Here is a 15,874-nt window from a genome sequence, read left to right as displayed (position 1 = left end):
ATGGGTCCAATCCAGAAGAAATACGGAAATGGACGGTAAAATATGGATTTGAATTTCAGTGTCGGCGAATGGGCGGATGTTGTGGTCAACTACATACTTGACCACTTTACGCCCGCGCTCGATATGATCGCAGCCACTATCGGTTTTGTTACCGATAGTATCCAGAATGCTTTGCTTGCTGTGCCGCCTGTCGGCGGGGTTGCAGTGCTAGCACTGCTATCGCTGTGGCGCGTGGGGTGGAAATTTGCGATTTTCACCGCTCTTGCGCTGGGGCTCATCATCCACATGGATTTGTGGACCGGCACGATGGAAAGCCTTTCTCTGGTGCTGGCCTCGACAGTTATTGCTGTCGTAATCGGCATCCCGCTTGGTATCGCGATGGCGCGCAGCGACACGATTGCTTCGATCGTCCGCCCGGTTCTTGACCTCATGCAGACGATGCCTGCTTTCGTCTATCTCATTCCGGCTGCCATGTTTTTCGGTCTTGGTGCCGTGCCCGGAACGATTGCGACGGTGATTTTTGCCATGCCGCCGGTCGTGCGTCTGACCAATCTCGGTATTCGGCAGGTGCATTCGGAGTTTGTCGAAGCGGGGCTGGCCTTCGGCTGCACGTCGCGGCAACTCCTGTTCAAGGTGCAGCTTCCGAACGCCATGCCCTCGATCATGGCCGGCATCAACCAGACGATCATGCTGTCGCTTTCAATGGTGGTTATCGCATCGATGATCGGCGCAGGCGGTCTCGGCAATACTGTTCTGACCGGTATTCAGCGCCTCAATGTGGGGCTCGGCTTCGAAGGCGGTCTGGCAGTGGTCATCCTGGCAGTCATTCTCGACCGCATTACCCAGAGCTTCGGCAAGGGTGGCACCGGGTTTTTCAAACGGCTTGCATCTTTAAGGAAGGCGGCGGACACCCAGTCCGCCTCATCCTTTCGCAAGCAGGAAGCATGACGCAAGCAATAATAACCAAGAATAACAACGGGAACTGATACCAATCGAAAAGGAGAAGCTATGTTAGGCAAACTAACCAAATTCGGTCTGGCGGCAGTTGTGGCGGGAACGATGACCATGGGCGCAGCGTTTGCGCAGGACAGCAAGCCGGTTAAAATCGGCTGGGCGCCATGGTCGGATGCTGAATTCGTCACAAAACTTGCCAAGAAGCTGATCGAAGACAATCTCGGCCAGAAGGTCGAACTGGTTCAGACAGACGTGGCCCCACTCTATCAGGGCGTGAGCCGTGGCGATATCGATGCCATGATGATGGCATGGCTGCCGGAAACCCACGCCGATTACTACAAGCGCATTGAAGGCAAGGTCGAAAATCTCGGGCCGCTCTATGAAGGTGCCAAGCTTGGCTGGATCGTTCCGGCTTACATTCCCGAAAGCGAGATCAGTTCCATCGAGGACCTGAAGAAGCCGGAAGTTCGCGAAAAGCTGAAGGGCGAAATTCAGGGCATCGATCCGGGCGCCGGCCTTACGCGCCTGTCGCAGGAGGCGATCAAGAAATATGGGCTGGACTACAAGCTCAATATTTCCAGTGAAGCGGCCATGCTGACCACAGTCGACCGCGCCACACGTTCCGACGGCTGGTTCGTGGCAACGTCGTGGAGCCCGCACTGGATGTTTGGCAAGTACAAGCTGCGTTACATTGCTGATCCCGAAGGTGCACTTGGTGGTGCGGAACATATCGACGCAATTGCGCGCAAGGGCTTCAAGGAAGAAAATCCGAAAGTTGCCTCGCTGCTCACCAAGATGAGTCTTCCGATCAGCGAGCTTGAGGCTGCAATGTTCGACGCGCAGGAAACATCCTATGAAAAGGCCGTCGACAAATATATCGCGGATCATCCGGACCGCATCAAGGAATGGCTGGCTGAATAATCAGCTCAGTAAGAAAGCCCCGGTTCTCCGGGGCTTTTTCATATCCTATCCTCTTCGAGCAATCAGAATACCCGATATCACGATGATACCGCCCAGAGCCTGCAACATGCCGATAGGTTCCGACAGGATAGTCCAGGCAAGAAACGCCGCGACGACCGGTTGTAGAAGCAAGGTGAGTGACGAGAACGACGCGGGAAGATAGGCAAGCGCATAGGCGATCATGCTCTGGCCTGCGGCGTGGGTCACCCATGCAAGGCCCGCGAGGATAAGCCATCCATAGAGCGTCGCAGGCAGTATCTGGCCTTCCATGAAATAGGCGATCGGCAATGAAAATACGGCGGCAATCGCGCTGCTCCATAGCATGATGCGCATGGTAGAAAAGCGGCTGCGCAAGCGACCCACCGAAAGGATGTAGCCAGCATAGAAGACTGCGGCCAGAAGCGCCATCGCATCGCCGGACGATCGCGATTGGAGAAGCTCGCCCGGCCCGCCCTTTAGCACGATGACGCCAATGACAGCGACGGCAAGGCCGATCATGAAGGATGTGCTCACGCGCGACTTGAAAAGCAGCCATGCGCCGAGTGTCACGAAAATCGGCGCCATATTGGCGAGCAACGTGGCATTTGCAACGGATGTCATGTGCAGCGACAAGTGCCACGCGCCGAGGTCGAAAGCGATGAACAGGCCGGGCAGGGCGAGGCGCAGGCAGTCGGTTGGTGTGAGCGGTGCCGCATCCTTTTCGTCGCGCCGTTCGCGACCATCCATGAACAGCAGCGGTAAAACTGCAAGTGCTAGACGCCAAAAGCCTGTTGCCAGCGGCCCCACCTCGGAAAGGCGCACAAATATCGGCGAACTGCCGATAGCGATGCCGCCAACGATGAGGGCTGTCATCGCGACGCGTTGTGCGTTGGAAGGTGCAGGGCTTGCGGCGGTAGTATGCGACATTTTCAAACTCGAATTTGCGCCGAAATCAACCTGCCCGCGCAATGCACGCGGCTAAAGAGTGGCCGTCGGCTGGGACTGAACTGGTCTTGGAGAAAATCAGCACATTTCTTCCAAGATCGGTGTTCTGAATATTGTCCTTCTCGCCGCGAAAGAATGTAACGAAGAAAAATTTCCTCGCGACGTTGATATGACGCAGGCTTGCTTATTCCTGTTTGAATGAGACGTCCAGCGGTGGCCGAAGCAAAATTCGGAAAATTCCGTCCCAATCCGCTTCGGCGTATTGCGGATTGCATGAAAAAGCGCCCCGGAGGGCGCTTTGCGATTATCCACGATAGTAGGGCGAAAAGCACTGTCTACGTGGCCCATTATAGGGCTGGAACGTATTGTCCCAGGAGCGATAGGACCGGAAGCGGTTATAGCACCAACGAACATGCGCGTTTGACATTCTTGGTGCCCGGTAGACGTGGCGCGGCTGGCTTAATGCGCCGCCAACAATGGCGCCTGCGCCAAAAGCCGCCAGCGGATACCACCACCCATCGCTATGGCGACGATAGCCGTGGCGATGATGCCGATAACCCCGGTGACCGTTCCAGTGGCCGGGTCGATTGTGCCGATGGCCCCGGAAATGGCGCGGCGGTCGGCGATGATCGCGCACTTGCTCCACATTGTCGTTGATGACAGGGCGCTCCAGATTCATGGGTGCCGCCATTGTCGGTACAACCGATGTCGCTCCGAAAATCACGGCGAAGGCCCCGACACAGGTCTGCTTGAATATATTCATGTGCAACCCTCCTTGTTAATATAACGAGGTTGAACGATTGAAACTATTCCTTTGTTCCCATTTTTCGTCCGGTTAAAAGTCGGGTCTGGATTCTTGCATGGCTGACTTTTGCAAAGGAAAGGGAGCAGGCTCCTCCCCAAGAACCTGCTCCCCAATGCATCGCCCCCCGCCGTAGGTGGTGCGATGCTTACCTTTATCCATTTTGTTTTTGCGCAGTATCCTGCGCAAATCGCTTCGCACTGTTGCAGGATGGATTTTATCCCGAATTTAGTGTTTCAAACCTTACCTTCGATAGCGGCGTTTAGCAACTTCAACGCGCGTTCCTTTGTCAATTCAATCGGATTGCCGCCGGCAGTAGGATCTACTATTGCCATCTCAGCGATCAGATCTTTGCGGGCATTGTCCATGCTGAGACCCTTGATGAATTCAGGCAGTGCATTGGGGACACCGAGGTCGCTGCGCAGTTTCATGATGGCCGTCAGAAACCCGTCGAACCCGCCCTCGATACCAAGATAATCGGCGAGCCTTTCGATGCGCGTTTCGATGGCCGACCGGTTCTGAATCAGAACATAAGGCATGAAAACCGCATTGGTCATGCCGTGATGTGTATCGTAGAGAGCGCCGATCGGATGGGAGAGGGAGTGGATTGCGCCCAGACCCTTCTGGAAGGCTGTCGCACCCATGGCCGCAGCCGCCATCATGTTGGCGCGGGCTTCGACATTCTTGCCGTCGGCGTAAGCCTTTGGAAGGTTTTCAAAAACGAGACGGATGCCCTCGACCGCGATACCATCTGCCATGGGGTGAAAGCCCGGTGCGCAATAGGCTTCAAGACAGTGCGCCAGCGCATCCATGCCTGTGCCCGCCGTAATGAAAGGCGGCATCCCCATTGAAAGTTCAGGATCGGCAATGACCGTGACCGGAAGCATCTTGGGGTGAAAGATGACTTTCTTGGTGTGGGTCGTTTCGTTGGTCAGAACGCCTGCACGGCCAACTTCCGATCCGGTGCCCGCAGTGGTTGGCACGGCGATGATTGGGGCAATGGCCTTGCTGTCCGCACGGGTCCACCAGTCGCCTATGTCTTCAAAATCCCAGACCGGCCGTGTCTGTCCTGCCTGAAAGGCAATCAGCTTGCCAAGGTCCAGCGCCGAACCGCCACCAAATGCGATGACGCCATCATGCTTGCCGCTCTTGAAAACCTCGACACCCGCGTAGAGATTGCTTTCGACCGGGTTGGGTTTCACATCGGAAAACACTCCGTATTTGACGCCAGCTTCGTCCAGAATAGCGAGTGTTGAGGCCACCACGGGAAGCTTTGCCATCCCAGGATCGGTCACAAAGAGCGGGTTCTCAATGCCAGCACCCTTGAGGACCGCAGGCAGTTCCTTGATGCGGCCAGGGCCGAAAAGCACGGTGGTGGGGAAATTCCATTTGGCAGTCAAAGTGGTCATGTCGATTGCTTTCCAGAACTCAAATCAGGTCAGATTTTCTCGCGCAGGTGGAAGGATTTCGGTCGCGTGAGATTGCCGTAGCCGATGGGCGACAGTGCGGCGCCCTTGCCGGTGTCTTTCACCCCGGTCCAGACAAGTGCAGGATCGAGATAATCGCAGCGGTTCATGAAAACCGTACCCGTTTCGATGCGATCGCCGAGGGCTGTTGCGTGGTCCGTATCGGCAGTCCAGAGCGAAGCCGTAAGGCCATAGATGCTGTCGTTCATGAGTGCTAGGGCTTCCTCATCGTTGCGCACTTTCATGATGCCGACGATGGGGCCGAAACTTTCCTCACGCATGACGCTCATCTGGTGGTCCACATTGGTAAGCACTTCCGGCGCGACGTAAGGGGAACCAGCGCGATCATTTTCGACGCTCATATCGATGTGGGCCTTTGCGCCCTTGCGCAAGGCTTCGGCTTTCTGCTCGCGGATGAGATCGGCGAAACGCGCCTGCGCCATCGGGCCAAGCGTCGTTGAACCGTCGAGAGGGTTGCCGACCACATATTGCTTCGTCAGGTCAATGAAACCGTCAACGAAGCGGTCATAGATGGCTTCATGAACATAGATGCGCTCAATTCCGCAGCAGCACTGGCCGGAATTGAAGAACGCGCCATCCACAAGGTTGGCGACGGCATGATCCAGATTGACGTCGGGGAGCACATAGGCCGGGTCCTTGCCGCCAAGCTCCAGCCCAAGCGTCATGAAGGTGCCTGCAGCAGCCCTCTCAATGGCCCGCCCGCCGCCGACCGACCCGGTGAAATTCACATGGTCGATTGCGCCGGATGCAAGCAGCTTTTCCGTTGACGCGTGATCAAGGACGACGTTCTGGAACACGCCCTTGGGCAGCCCGGCCTTCTCGAACGCTTTTGCAAAGCGTTCACCTGCCAGCAGCGTCTGCGTCGCATGTTTTAAGATCACCGTGTTTCCGGCCATCAGCGCGGGGATGATCGTGTTGACTGCGGTGAGGTAAGGATAATTCCATGGCGCGATTACCATCACGACGCCGAGCGGTACATGTTTGACATACCGACGAAAGCCGTCCTTCTGCGCTGGCACATAGGCCTTGAGGGACTCCTCGGCGATGTCGATCATATATTGGCCGCGTTCCTGAACGCCGCCATTTTCGCCGCCGTAGCGCGTTGGCCGTCCCATCTGCCATGCGATTTCAGGCACGATCTCGTCCTGCATTCCGGCGAGGGCATCAAGGGCTGACCGGCAATAACGTGCGCGTTCCGCTATGCTCAATTGAACCCATCCGGCCTGCGCGTCGCGGGCAGCGGCGACGGCCGAGGCGATTGCGGTCTCGTTCAAGAAAGGACGTTCGGCATATACAGAGCCGTCTATCGGGGAGATGATTTTGGCTGTGCCGCTCATCTGTAGTTTCCTTTGAAGTCTGGCATTATGTCGGGGTCAGTAGCGCTCGAAACCGCGGTGCAGCTCCCAGTCGGTCACGCGCCGGTCGTATTCGATCTGCTCCCAATGGGCGGTATGCACATAATGGTTGACCACGGCCTCACCGAGCGCCTCCTTGAGAAACGCGGAGTTCTTGAGAGCCTGAGCGGCTTCGCGAAGCGTATAGGGAATTTCCTTGAGTTTCACGGCACTATAGGCGTCGCCGACGAAAGGTTCTTCAAGTTCCAGCTGCTCGTCTATTCCTTTCAAACCTGCTGCGATAAGGGCTGCAAAGGCCAGATATGGATTGAGATCGGCACCGCCGATGCGACACTCGATGCGAATGCCCTTCGTGCCTTCGCCGCACAGGCGAAACCCTGCCGTACGATTATCCTGGCTCCACATGATCTTCGTTGGCGCAAAAGTGCCAGCCTGAAAACGCTTGTAGGAATTGATATAGGGCGCCAGGAAATAGGTGTAATCGGTGGCGTATTTGAGTTGCCCAGCTACCCATGAACGCATCAGCGGGGTCATGGTGTAAGGCGCTTTCGGATCGAAGAAGAGCGGCTCCTTGCCGTCGGCGCTCCAGATGGAGTTGTGCACGTGGCTCGAGCTTCCCGCCTTGCTGTAATCATACTTGGCCATGAAGGTGATGCATTTGCCCTGCGCCTCGGCGATTTCCTTCATCGCGTTTTTCATGATGACATGGCGATCCGCCATTTCGAGCGCTTCGGCGTAGCGCACATTCAGCTCTTCCTGCCCCGGGCCCCATTCACCCTTCGAGTTTTCGACCGGAATGCCCGCCGCCGCTAGTTGATTGCGCATTGCGCGAAGAACCGGTTCTTCCTTGGTGGTCAGGTGGATGACATAATCCTGCACATAAGGCGAAGCCGTTTCCATGTCCTGCCAGTGCTTGGCGCGGGCCGTCTTGTAGGTCTCATCGAACAGATAGAATTCGAGCTCGGATGCAAAATAGGCGCGATAGCCGCGCTCGTGCAGGCGGGCGAGTTGCTTCTTGAGGATGGCGCGCGGAGAATGCGCCAGATCCTGGTGGTCGTGATGATCGAGCACGTCGCAAAGCACGATGGCTGTCTTTTCCAGCCATGTGGCGACCCGCAAGGTCGAAAGGTCCGGCTTGATGACAAAATCGCCATAGCCCTTATCCCATCCGGCGGCCTCATAGCCCGGGACCGGCTCCATATCGATATCGTCTGCGAGAAGATAATTGCAGCCGTGGGTCTCGTCGTAACCGGACTCCACGAAGAACTGCCCGTAGAAGCGCTTGCCGATCAGGCGTCCCTGCATGTCCACAAAACACGCAAGAACCGTATCGATTTCATCTTCCGCGACTGCCTTTTTCAATGCATCGAATGTCAGTTGTCCGGCCATTTAGTTTGCTGTGCTCCCACGGAATGAAGTGAGAGGCGCCGCGCGAAAGCACGGCGCCCTTGTTCGTCAGGCATAACGGTACGGTGCGCCTGCATCGCGCATGGTCTTCTGGTATTTCTTGAGGATTTTGACCACTTTCGCGGTTCGTGCACTCTTGGCCGCAATCTCATCCCAGAACTGCATGGCTGCATCTTCCACCTGCTTCCATTCAGCTTCGGGAATGCTGGTCAGTTCCAGCTTCCCTCCTGTGGTGCGATAATGCGCTTCGCCCCACCAATACCAATGCTGGCGGTAGTAATGCGATGAATCCATGGCCAGCTTGAACAGCTGCTTGAGGTGATCCGGCACGGCATTCCATTTTTCCGTATTGGCAAAATAGGAGCCTGCCCCAAGCGCCGCTGATATTGTTGGTGAGGTAGTATTTGTTAATGTCGGCCCAGCCGACCGTATATACTTCCGTCGCACCGGACCAGCACACACCGTCCAGTTCGCCGGTCTGGATGGCTACTTCAATATCCTCCCATGGCAAAGTCACCGGAACGACGCCGAATTTGGTCAGGAAACGTCCCCCGGTCGGGAAGGTAAAGACACGCAATCCTTGCAGATCCTGCAGACTGCGGATCGGCTTGGTTGTAGCAAAATTGCAGGGGTCCCAGGACCCGGCACTAAGCCACGTTACACCCGGAATTTCCTTATATGCTTCTTCCCAGATTTCGTTGAGCCCATACCAGTTGAACAAGGCGGGCACATCAAGGCTGTAGCGCGATGCGAAGGGGAAATAGGCCCCAAACACCGCAACGTCGACCGGCGACGCCATGGAGTCGTCGTCGCTTTGCGCGGCGTCGATCGTGCCGGACTGAACGGCACGGAACAACTCACCTTGCGGCACAAGCTGGTCGGCCGTGTAAAGTTCGATCACCATTTCGCCATTGGCAGCCTTGTTGAACGCGTCAATCGAGGGCTTGATGACGTGCTCGGCAAGGGCCGGGCCTGCATAGGTCTGCAACCTCCATTTGATCGGGCTCTGTGCCCTGACGTAAGGCGTTGCAAGTGTGCTTGCCCCCAAGGCACCTACAGACGTCAGCCCGGCCTTCTTGAGAAAATCGCGTTTGTTAAGCTTGCTATTCTCATTCATGCCCATTCTCCCACTCTTGTTTGAGTTCACCCTTTATTTGTTCCGGTCTGGCCATTGGGGCTCTTGTTACCGGTTATGCGCATTCTCCCGTAATTGTCGTCATCGTCCTGTGTACCAGTTGGGCAACCACATCGCGATCTCCGGAAAAATCATCAGGATGATGATGGTCAGCACCATGAGGAAGAAGAACGGCACGATCGATCGATAGATATCTATCAGCGTGACTTCCTTCGGCGCCAAGGCTCGCATCATGAAGAGATTGTAGCCGAAGGGCGGCGTGATATACGCGATCTGGCAAGTGATGGTGTAGAGCACGCCGAACCAGATGGCGTTAAAGCCGAGGCTCTTGACCAGCGGTATGTAAAGCGGCGCTACGATGACCAGCATGGCCGTATCATCAAGGAACATGCCCAGTATGATGAATGAAAACAGCATTAGTACCAGGATTGTCCACGGCGAAAGATCGAAGGTGTTGAGCAAGATCTTTTCAATGGCTTTCACCGCGCCGAGACCGTCATAGACCGACGAAAAGCACAGCGCCGCCAGAATGATCCAGAGGAACATGCAGGTGACGGTGAGACTGTTGCGTGTCGTGGTTTCCCATACCGCCTTGTTCAGGCGTCCGGTAAAAAGTGCGGCAAGCGTTGCAAGTAAGGCGCCGACGGCGGAACTTTCGACAAGGCTGGTAACGCCGGTGAGGAACAGGCCCATCATCGCGCCGAAGACCACAAGCGGCAAGATGCCTGCGCGCAGGGTGACGAAACGGTCACGCCACGTGATCTTATCCAGCTCTTCTCTGGGCAATGTTGGTCCGAGTTCGGGCTGGATACGGCAGCGGATATAAATGTAGATCGCAAAGAGCGCTGCCATGAGAAGGCCAGGGCCGATGCCTGCGAGCCACAGCTGCAAAACCGGCTGCCGGGCGATCATCGCATAAAGAACGAGCACGACGCTCGGTGGAATGAGGATGCCGAGCGAGCTGCCCGCCTGGATGACACCCGTAACCATCACCTTGTTGTAGCCGCGTTTCAGCAGTTCGGGCAGCGCCACGGTGGCGCCGATTGCCATGCCCGCGACGCTGAGGCCGTTCATGCAGGAAATGATGACCATCAGGCCAATCGTGCCCAGCGCGAGACCGCCGCGAATGCCGCCGAACCAGACGTGGAACATCCGGTAGAGATTGCTGGCAATGCCCGATTCCGAGAGCATATAACCCATGAAGACGAAGAACGGCACCGTGATGAGCGGATACCAGTTCAGTACTGCAAAGGTGGCATTATAGGGCATCTCGAACGAGCCTTTGCCCCAAAGCAGGAGTGCCGCGAGCGAACCGACGAAACCGATCACGCCAAATACGCGCTGCCCGGTCATCAGCAGCACCATCATGGTTGCAAACATGAAGAGCGTAATGAATTCAGAGCTCATATGTGATGTCCTTCCTCAATGGCAGGACCCGCAATCGTGCTGATCGGCTTTCCGCGCAGGGAGGCCCAGTCCTTGAAGAAATTGGAGACGCATTGCAGCAGCAGCAGGAAAATACCGACGGTCATGATGAGCTTGATCGGCCAGAGAAGCGGCGCCCAGGCGGTATAGTTCTTCTGGTTGTAAACGATGGCGTAATTGGTCGCTGAAATTCCGCCCGCAACCATCACGCCCAGATAGAAGATGATGAACAGGATGCTGATCATGTCCGTGATCATTTTTCTTCGCGGAGAAAGGCGGTCGAAGAAAAGATCCATGCGCACATGCGCGCCTTGCTGCATGGCATAGGCGCCGCCGAGCAGATAATAGGCGGAGAGGAGGAACTGGGACATCTCCAGTACCCAATTCACCGGTACGCCGAGAAACACACGGGAAAAAGTGGAGTAAAGGAGGCAGGCGCCGAGTGCGAAGAACAGATACATCGCAAAGCGCCCGATGTAATAATTCATTGCATCAACATATTTGACGAACAGTCTGATCGGCTTCGGCATTTCCGGCTCCTTCAGGCTCCCTGTTCAGTGTCTTGAGGACCAATTGCTTTCGCTATGTCCTCCAATATGGTTGCGAGTTTTTCGGACCAGGCAGTCTGGGCCGAACCATCGGCAATCTCGTTGTTGCGCAATTCGATCATCACGCAGGGTGCATTGCGCGACCGCGCGTGACGCTCCAGCGTGTAATAGACACGATCCGCTGGCGAATAGGGCTCGTTTACGCCCACATGGAGGGTATCGTCCTTGCGCAGGGCCTCAATCAGTGGCTTGCCGATCCGCTCGTCTTCATCGTGGATGATGCCGATCTGCCATGGGCGGGGTACATCCCGATAAATGGGAGTGAAGGAATGGATCGTCACGATCCATGATGGCAGCCCGCGTTGCGCACGTCTTGAAATGATCTGTTCAACAGCAGTGTGGAATGGACGATGCGAAAGATCGATACGCGCCATACGCTCCATGGAGTTGAGTGCATGGTTTCCGGGAACCACGGTCGTCTCGCTGATTTCCGGAATAAGATCATGGGCGTCGAGCGGCCGGTTGCAGTCGATCAGCAGGCGCGAAAGCTGACTTTCGACAAGCGGCGCGTTGAGAGACGAAGCCAGACGTCTGGCAACTTCCACCGCGCCGGGGTCCCACGCAATATGTGCCCGCAAGGCATCGGCATCCAGTCCAAGTCCGTCGAAAGTCTCTGGAATGAAATTGGACGCATGTTCGCAGACAAGAAGATAGGGACTTTCCCCCTCCTTGTTGAAGACAGAAACAGGCTCGCACGAAGCCGTGCGATGTTCTCGCTCGTCCGTCATTCTGTTCGTTCCCCGCGCTGTAACTTATGTTACGTTTTTTCCACTTATGCGCTATTGCGGATTATTTGATACGTCCTATGATTATTTGTCAAACACAATTTCGCCCAAATTTTATAAGGGCAGTCGCTAAGGGAAGTACTCTGCCTGTGCATGCAAGCGTTGCGGAACTGATCAACGAACGGATCGATACGATGCCGGCGGGCGAGCGAAGCGCCGCGCAGACGCTGATCGCCAATTATCCAATCCTGGGGCTGAAAACCGTCGCGGAATTTTCCGCTCTGGCCGGTGTCAGTTCCCCGACGATCCTTCGCTTTGTAAACAGGCTCGGGTTTCAGAATTATCCCGATTTCCAGGCGCGGTTGCAGGACGAACTCGCTGCCCAGTTACAGTCTCCGCATCATCGCAATGAACAGCCGGGAACCGGGCCGGATACGGCTTATCCGGCGGTGGAGCATACGCTGGAAAATATCCGTGAAAGCTTCCGGCACCTTGGCGAAAAGCAACTGAGGCAGGCTGTTTCGGCCTTGACCGACGCCAAGGGAAACATCTACCTGATCGGCGGGCGCTTCACCGATCCCATCGCGCAATATATGGCCGCACATTTGACGATCATTCGTCCCCACGTCTTCCATCTTGGCGGGCAGGAGAGCGTCTGGCGTGACCGCCTTCTCGATATGGGAAAGCGCGACGTTCTGGTGGTCTTCGATATTCGCCGTTATCAGGACAGTCTTTTGCAGCTTGCCGAAAAGGCGCGGTCACGCGGTGTCGAGGTCGTTCTCGTCACCGACCAGTGGCTTTCGCCGATAGCACGCGTGGCCCGTCATGTTCTAGCGGGACGCACAGCCGTGCCGTCCGCATGGGATTCTTCGGCTGCGCTCTTTGTGCTGGCGGAAACGGTCATTCGCGAAATGACCCGAATGCTGGAAAAGGACAGTGCCGCCCGCATTGCGGAACTTGAAGGGCTACGCTGACGAAAATCGTTCAGGGAATGTCCTATTCCAGCCCACAGGCGCGCAGAAAGAGTGCAGAAACTTCCTTCTCGATCCGTTCGAGATCCAGCGGTTCGTCCTTGCCGAGCTCCATCATGCTGCGCACCTGCGCTTCAAAATCGGCATAATGCTGGGTCACGGCCCAGATATGCATCTGAAACAGCAGCGGGTCGACAGGCCTGATGCGCCCGTCGTCCACCCATGACTGGATGAGGCGGACAGCGTTTTGGGTCGCTGACTGATGTTTGGCCCAGTGGCGTCCGAGATAGGGCGCACCATTGGCAATTTCGGTGGTGAAAAGGCGAGAAGCCTTGGGGTTCTTCTGGCTGTATTCGAGCTTGGCGCGAATATATTGCCGGATCACCTTGGCAGGATCGTTTTCGGTATTGGCGCCGAGGAATATTTCTTCCCACTCGTCGAGGATATAGACGATGATATCCTCGTAGAGTTCTTCCTTGCTGGAAATGTAATAGTGCAATTGCGGCTTGGTGAGACCGGCGCGGTGCGCAATGCCTTGCGTGGATGCCCCCGCAAGGCCTTTCTCGGCAAACTCGTCGATCGCGGCGGCCCGTATTGCGCCGAGAATGCGCCGCCTGCGGCCGAGGACCTTGTCCCGTCCGGTCAGTTCGGTGTCTTCATTCTCGTCGCTGTTACTCATCCATACCTGCCGCGATTGGTAAGGGGCTTATTGGCCCAGCTTTTTCTTGATGTCGAGCCCTATGCCCTTGTTAACGAAGGCGTCGGTCGCAACCTTGCTCATGTCGAGTTCGTCACCGCTGACAATTCCTGCCTTGCGGGCAAGTTCGTAAAACGCCTTGACGCGATCCATCGAAATAGCGCCGATTCCCTTTTCGAGCGTGTCGCCGCTGTCGATGAGCTGGAGGTTCTTGATCCGCTCCAGTTCCGCATCGAGCGTTTCCTTGCTCATGTCCGGATTATCTTTCAGGATCAATTCATAGGCCTTGCTGCGGTCGCCATAGAGAAAATTGGTCCAGCCCTCGATGGAAGCGCTGACGAAACGCTGTACGACATCGGGATTCTTTTCGATCAGGTCCTGACGGGTTTCGATCGTGTTGCCGTAAGTGCTGTAGCCATAATCGGCGAGGAGGTAGGTCGTGACCTTCGCACCTTCCTTCTCGGCATAGATCGGTTCCGCAGTAGCATAAGCCTGCTGCACGACCTTCTGGTCGCTAAGAAACTGGGCGAGGCTGTAATTATAGGGACGAAGCTGTTCGTCCTTGAAGCCGAACTCCTTCACCAGCCACGGCCAGAAGGAAAACTGCGCATCCTTGCCCATCAGCACGGTCGGCGCATTGGCGAGGTCCTTGAAATCCTTGTACTGGCCTTCATGCACCATCAGTGCCTGCGGGTCTTTCTGGTAGAAGGCGGCTACAACCGTTGTCGGCACGCCATTGGCGACATTGTTGAACGACAGAAGCAGGTTGCCGGTCAGCAGGAAGTCAAGACGGCCCGCGGCCAGCATCGGGCGGTTGTTGACCTGTGGCCCGCCCATGTCAATCTGCACATCGAGGCCGTATTTCTCGTAAGTGCCATCGGCTACGGCCTGATAAAAGCCGCCGTGACCGGCTTGCGCCAGCCAGTTGGTGCCAAGCGTCACCTTGTCGAGCGCATGGGCCATTTGTGCGGAAAGGCCCACGGAGAGCGCGGCAAACGCCGCAACCAGAGTTTTTTTCATATTGGTTCCCCTTGTTTTAATCAGTCAAAGCCATGTCGGCGGTCCAGCCGCGTGTTTTACCCGGATTGAGCAGGCCGTACGGGTCGGCGAGTTTCTTGAACTCGATCTGAACGCTGTCGATCTCCTTCATGCCGCCATCCTCGATGGTGTAGGCGTGAGGATCGTAGATGTCGCAGCCGTCAACCTGCTCCAGTTCCTTGATCAGGCGATACATCTCGTCACGGCCTTCGAAGCGGACAAGCGGAAGTGCGAAAATCTGCACTTCACCCTCGAGCCGGGCCATTTCGTGATGCATATATTGTGTTTCGCCGTAGCGCGCGATCTGGCGGGTCACCACATCAACATCGAATGGGCGCGGATAGGCAACCTGAAGGTAGGTCCAGCCTTCTTCGGCCTTCAGTGCCTGCAAGGTCGTATGGTTCCAGCCGCATTCGTAAGCGGGCTGGAGACCGTTCTTGTGCAATTCGTCCAGCGTCATGGCGAAGGAAATCTTGCCGCCAAATTCCGTGGCGAGAGCCTCGAAACGGGCCATCTCTTCCGGTGCGATCATGGCGAAAACCGCATCCTTGTCGGAAGGGAAGAGTTCGCCGAACTTGGTATAGAAGCGCGCAAAACGACGATCTACCGTCGTTAGCAGATAGCAGTCCAGATTGGCTTCCAGTGCCTTGAGGCAGAAGTTGAGCGTTGCCTCGTAACTGTCGAACAAGGCTGCGGTATGTATCCAGTCGGTCGATTTGGTGAGGCCGATTTCCAGTTCCAGAATGATGCCGTTGGTCCCATAGGCATGCTGGACTTTATGGATGTCGCGTCCCGTCAGTTGGATGATTTTCGGTTCCGGTTCCACGGTCAGGACCTTGACGGAATAAACGTTGCCATCGTCGCGCAGCATGCCGTGGCGTAGCGAACCGATGCCGCCTGAACCGCCGGAGAAAAAGCCGCCAATCGTGGCGATGCGACGGGTGGACGGATACATCAGCAATTCCTGTCCGGTCTCGCGCACGGCATCGTCAAGACGCGAAATGCGAGCCCCGCCTTCGACACGAACCCTGCCGGGTTCGATGGACACGATGCGGTCGATCTTGGTCATGTCCAGGATGATGCCGCCTTCAAGCGGAACGCACTGGCCGTAATTGCCGGTACCGCCGCCGCGAACGGTGATCGGGATGCGAAGTTTCGCGGCAGCAGCAGCAACGCGGCGTACTTCGTCCTGATCCTTCGGAATGACGACGAGATCGCCGACATAATGGCCGATATCCTCGGTGAGGATGGGGCTGTACCAGAAATAATCCCGAGAGCGCAGTTCGACCTGCTTCGGGTCATCGTAGATGCGGATTCCGTCGATTTCGGCGCGGAATGCGGCCCAGTCATAGATGCGCTGTGGTGCGGCAGAATTCATGGGGTTCT

Annotated in this window: 14 protein-coding genes and 1 pseudogene; 3 read left to right on the top strand and 12 right to left on the bottom strand. The window is 56.2% G+C overall.

What is annotated here, in order from left to right; all coding sequences use genetic code 11:
• Nucleotides 1–42: 42 nt before the first annotated feature.
• Nucleotides 43–948 (top strand): ABC transporter permease, encoded by a 906-nt coding sequence (locus tag OINT_RS17100; RefSeq protein WP_006469147.1) that lies wholly within the window; start codon nt 43–45, stop codon nt 946–948.
• A gap of 60 nt (nt 949–1,008) precedes the next feature.
• Nucleotides 1,009–1,875: a glycine betaine ABC transporter substrate-binding protein gene (locus tag OINT_RS17095; protein WP_006469146.1), complete on the top strand. Its 867-nt coding sequence runs from the start codon at nt 1,009–1,011 to the stop codon at nt 1,873–1,875.
• A gap of 45 nt (nt 1,876–1,920) precedes the next feature.
• Here OINT_RS17095 and OINT_RS17090 read toward each other — a convergent pair whose 3' ends face one another.
• From OINT_RS17090 to OINT_RS17050, 9 genes and pseudogenes are all read right to left on the bottom strand, one after another.
• Nucleotides 1,921–2,820, bottom strand: coding sequence for a DMT family transporter (locus tag OINT_RS17090; RefSeq protein WP_021587287.1), 900 nt, complete (start codon nt 2,818–2,820; stop codon nt 1,921–1,923).
• Nucleotides 2,821–3,142: 322 nt separating this feature from the next.
• Entirely contained in the window at nt 3,143–3,601 is a 459-nt protein-coding gene (locus OINT_RS23100; protein ID WP_006471984.1) for a BA14K family protein, read from the bottom strand.
• 275 nt (nt 3,602–3,876) lie between these two features.
• Complete coding sequence (locus tag OINT_RS17080; RefSeq protein ID WP_006469143.1) at nt 3,877–5,049, bottom strand: iron-containing alcohol dehydrogenase; 1,173 nt, start codon at nt 5,047–5,049, stop codon at nt 3,877–3,879.
• A gap of 29 nt (nt 5,050–5,078) precedes the next feature.
• Nucleotides 5,079–6,464, bottom strand: a complete 1,386-nt coding sequence (locus OINT_RS17075) for an aldehyde dehydrogenase family protein (RefSeq protein ID WP_006469142.1) — start codon at nt 6,462–6,464, stop codon at nt 5,079–5,081.
• Nucleotides 6,465–6,500: 36 nt separating this feature from the next.
• Nucleotides 6,501–7,871, bottom strand: a complete 1,371-nt coding sequence (locus OINT_RS17070) for a glutamine synthetase family protein (protein ID WP_006469141.1) — start codon at nt 7,869–7,871, stop codon at nt 6,501–6,503.
• 66 nt (nt 7,872–7,937) lie between these two features.
• A pseudogene (locus OINT_RS17065) lies at nt 7,938–9,006 on the bottom strand (TRAP transporter substrate-binding protein).
• Between the two features lie 99 nt (nt 9,007–9,105).
• Nucleotides 9,106–10,431: a TRAP transporter large permease gene (locus tag OINT_RS17060; protein WP_006469140.1), complete on the bottom strand. Its 1,326-nt coding sequence runs from the start codon at nt 10,429–10,431 to the stop codon at nt 9,106–9,108.
• A complete protein-coding gene (locus OINT_RS17055) occupies nt 10,428–10,979 on the bottom strand; it encodes a TRAP transporter small permease subunit (RefSeq protein WP_006469139.1) in 552 nt (183 codons plus the stop codon). Before OINT_RS17055 ends, OINT_RS17060 begins: the two co-directional genes overlap by 4 nt.
• An 11-nt stretch (nt 10,980–10,990) precedes the next feature.
• On the bottom strand, nt 10,991–11,785 hold the full coding sequence (locus tag OINT_RS17050) for an N-formylglutamate amidohydrolase (protein ID WP_006469138.1): 795 nt from the start codon (nt 11,783–11,785) through the stop codon (nt 10,991–10,993).
• 26 nt (nt 11,786–11,811) lie between these two features.
• Here OINT_RS17050 and OINT_RS17045 point away from each other — a divergent pair, with 26 nt between their 5' ends.
• On the top strand, nt 11,812–12,756 hold the full coding sequence (locus tag OINT_RS17045) for a MurR/RpiR family transcriptional regulator (RefSeq protein WP_006469137.1): 945 nt from the start codon (nt 11,812–11,814) through the stop codon (nt 12,754–12,756).
• 22 nt (nt 12,757–12,778) lie between these two features.
• Here the strand turns inward: OINT_RS17045 and OINT_RS17040 are convergent, their stop codons facing one another.
• Genes OINT_RS17040 through OINT_RS17030 form a run of 3 tightly spaced genes read right to left on the bottom strand, consistent with a single transcriptional unit; the run spans nt 12,779 to nt 15,866 of the window.
• Nucleotides 12,779–13,432: a TetR family transcriptional regulator C-terminal domain-containing protein gene (locus tag OINT_RS17040; protein WP_006469136.1), complete on the bottom strand. Its 654-nt coding sequence runs from the start codon at nt 13,430–13,432 to the stop codon at nt 12,779–12,781.
• Between the two features lie 27 nt (nt 13,433–13,459).
• Entirely contained in the window at nt 13,460–14,470 is a 1,011-nt protein-coding gene (locus tag OINT_RS17035) for an ABC transporter substrate-binding protein (RefSeq protein WP_006469135.1), read from the bottom strand.
• A 16-nt stretch (nt 14,471–14,486) separates the two neighbouring features.
• Nucleotides 14,487–15,866 (bottom strand): FAD-binding oxidoreductase, encoded by a 1,380-nt coding sequence (locus OINT_RS17030; RefSeq protein ID WP_006469134.1) that lies wholly within the window; start codon nt 15,864–15,866, stop codon nt 14,487–14,489.
• Nucleotides 15,867–15,874: the final 8 nt, after the last annotated feature.

This window comes from Brucella intermedia LMG 3301, assembly GCF_000182645.1.
Classification (GTDB): domain Bacteria; phylum Pseudomonadota; class Alphaproteobacteria; order Rhizobiales; family Rhizobiaceae; genus Brucella; species Brucella intermedia.
This window is presented reverse-complemented; position numbering and strand designations above follow the sequence as displayed.

Bases quoted from the DNA above. Each gene is read 5' to 3' on its own strand.
- OINT_RS17100 (WP_006469147.1), top strand. From the start codon at position 43: ATGGATTTGAATTTCAGTGTCGGCGAATGGGCGGATGTTGTGGTCAAC.
- OINT_RS17095 (WP_006469146.1), top strand. From the start codon at position 1,009: ATGTTAGGCAAACTAACCAAATTCGGTCTGGCGGCAGTTGTGGCGGGA.
- OINT_RS17090 (WP_021587287.1), bottom strand. From the start codon at position 2,820: ATGTCGCATACTACCGCCGCAAGCCCTGCACCTTCCAACGCACAACGC.
- OINT_RS23100 (WP_006471984.1), bottom strand. From the start codon at position 3,601: ATGAATATATTCAAGCAGACCTGTGTCGGGGCCTTCGCCGTGATTTTC.
- OINT_RS17080 (WP_006469143.1), bottom strand. From the start codon at position 5,049: ATGACCACTTTGACTGCCAAATGGAATTTCCCCACCACCGTGCTTTTC.
- OINT_RS17075 (WP_006469142.1), bottom strand. From the start codon at position 6,464: ATGAGCGGCACAGCCAAAATCATCTCCCCGATAGACGGCTCTGTATAT.
- OINT_RS17070 (WP_006469141.1), bottom strand. From the start codon at position 7,871: ATGGCCGGACAACTGACATTCGATGCATTGAAAAAGGCAGTCGCGGAA.
- OINT_RS17060 (WP_006469140.1), bottom strand. From the start codon at position 10,431: ATGAGCTCTGAATTCATTACGCTCTTCATGTTTGCAACCATGATGGTG.
- OINT_RS17055 (WP_006469139.1), bottom strand. From the start codon at position 10,979: ATGCCGAAGCCGATCAGACTGTTCGTCAAATATGTTGATGCAATGAAT.
- OINT_RS17050 (WP_006469138.1), bottom strand. From the start codon at position 11,785: ATGACGGACGAGCGAGAACATCGCACGGCTTCGTGCGAGCCTGTTTCT.
- OINT_RS17045 (WP_006469137.1), top strand. From the start codon at position 11,812: ATGTTACGTTTTTTCCACTTATGCGCTATTGCGGATTATTTGATACGT.
- OINT_RS17040 (WP_006469136.1), bottom strand. From the start codon at position 13,432: ATGAGTAACAGCGACGAGAATGAAGACACCGAACTGACCGGACGGGAC.
- OINT_RS17035 (WP_006469135.1), bottom strand. From the start codon at position 14,470: ATGAAAAAAACTCTGGTTGCGGCGTTTGCCGCGCTCTCCGTGGGCCTT.
- OINT_RS17030 (WP_006469134.1), bottom strand. From the start codon at position 15,866: ATGAATTCTGCCGCACCACAGCGCATCTATGACTGGGCCGCATTCCGC.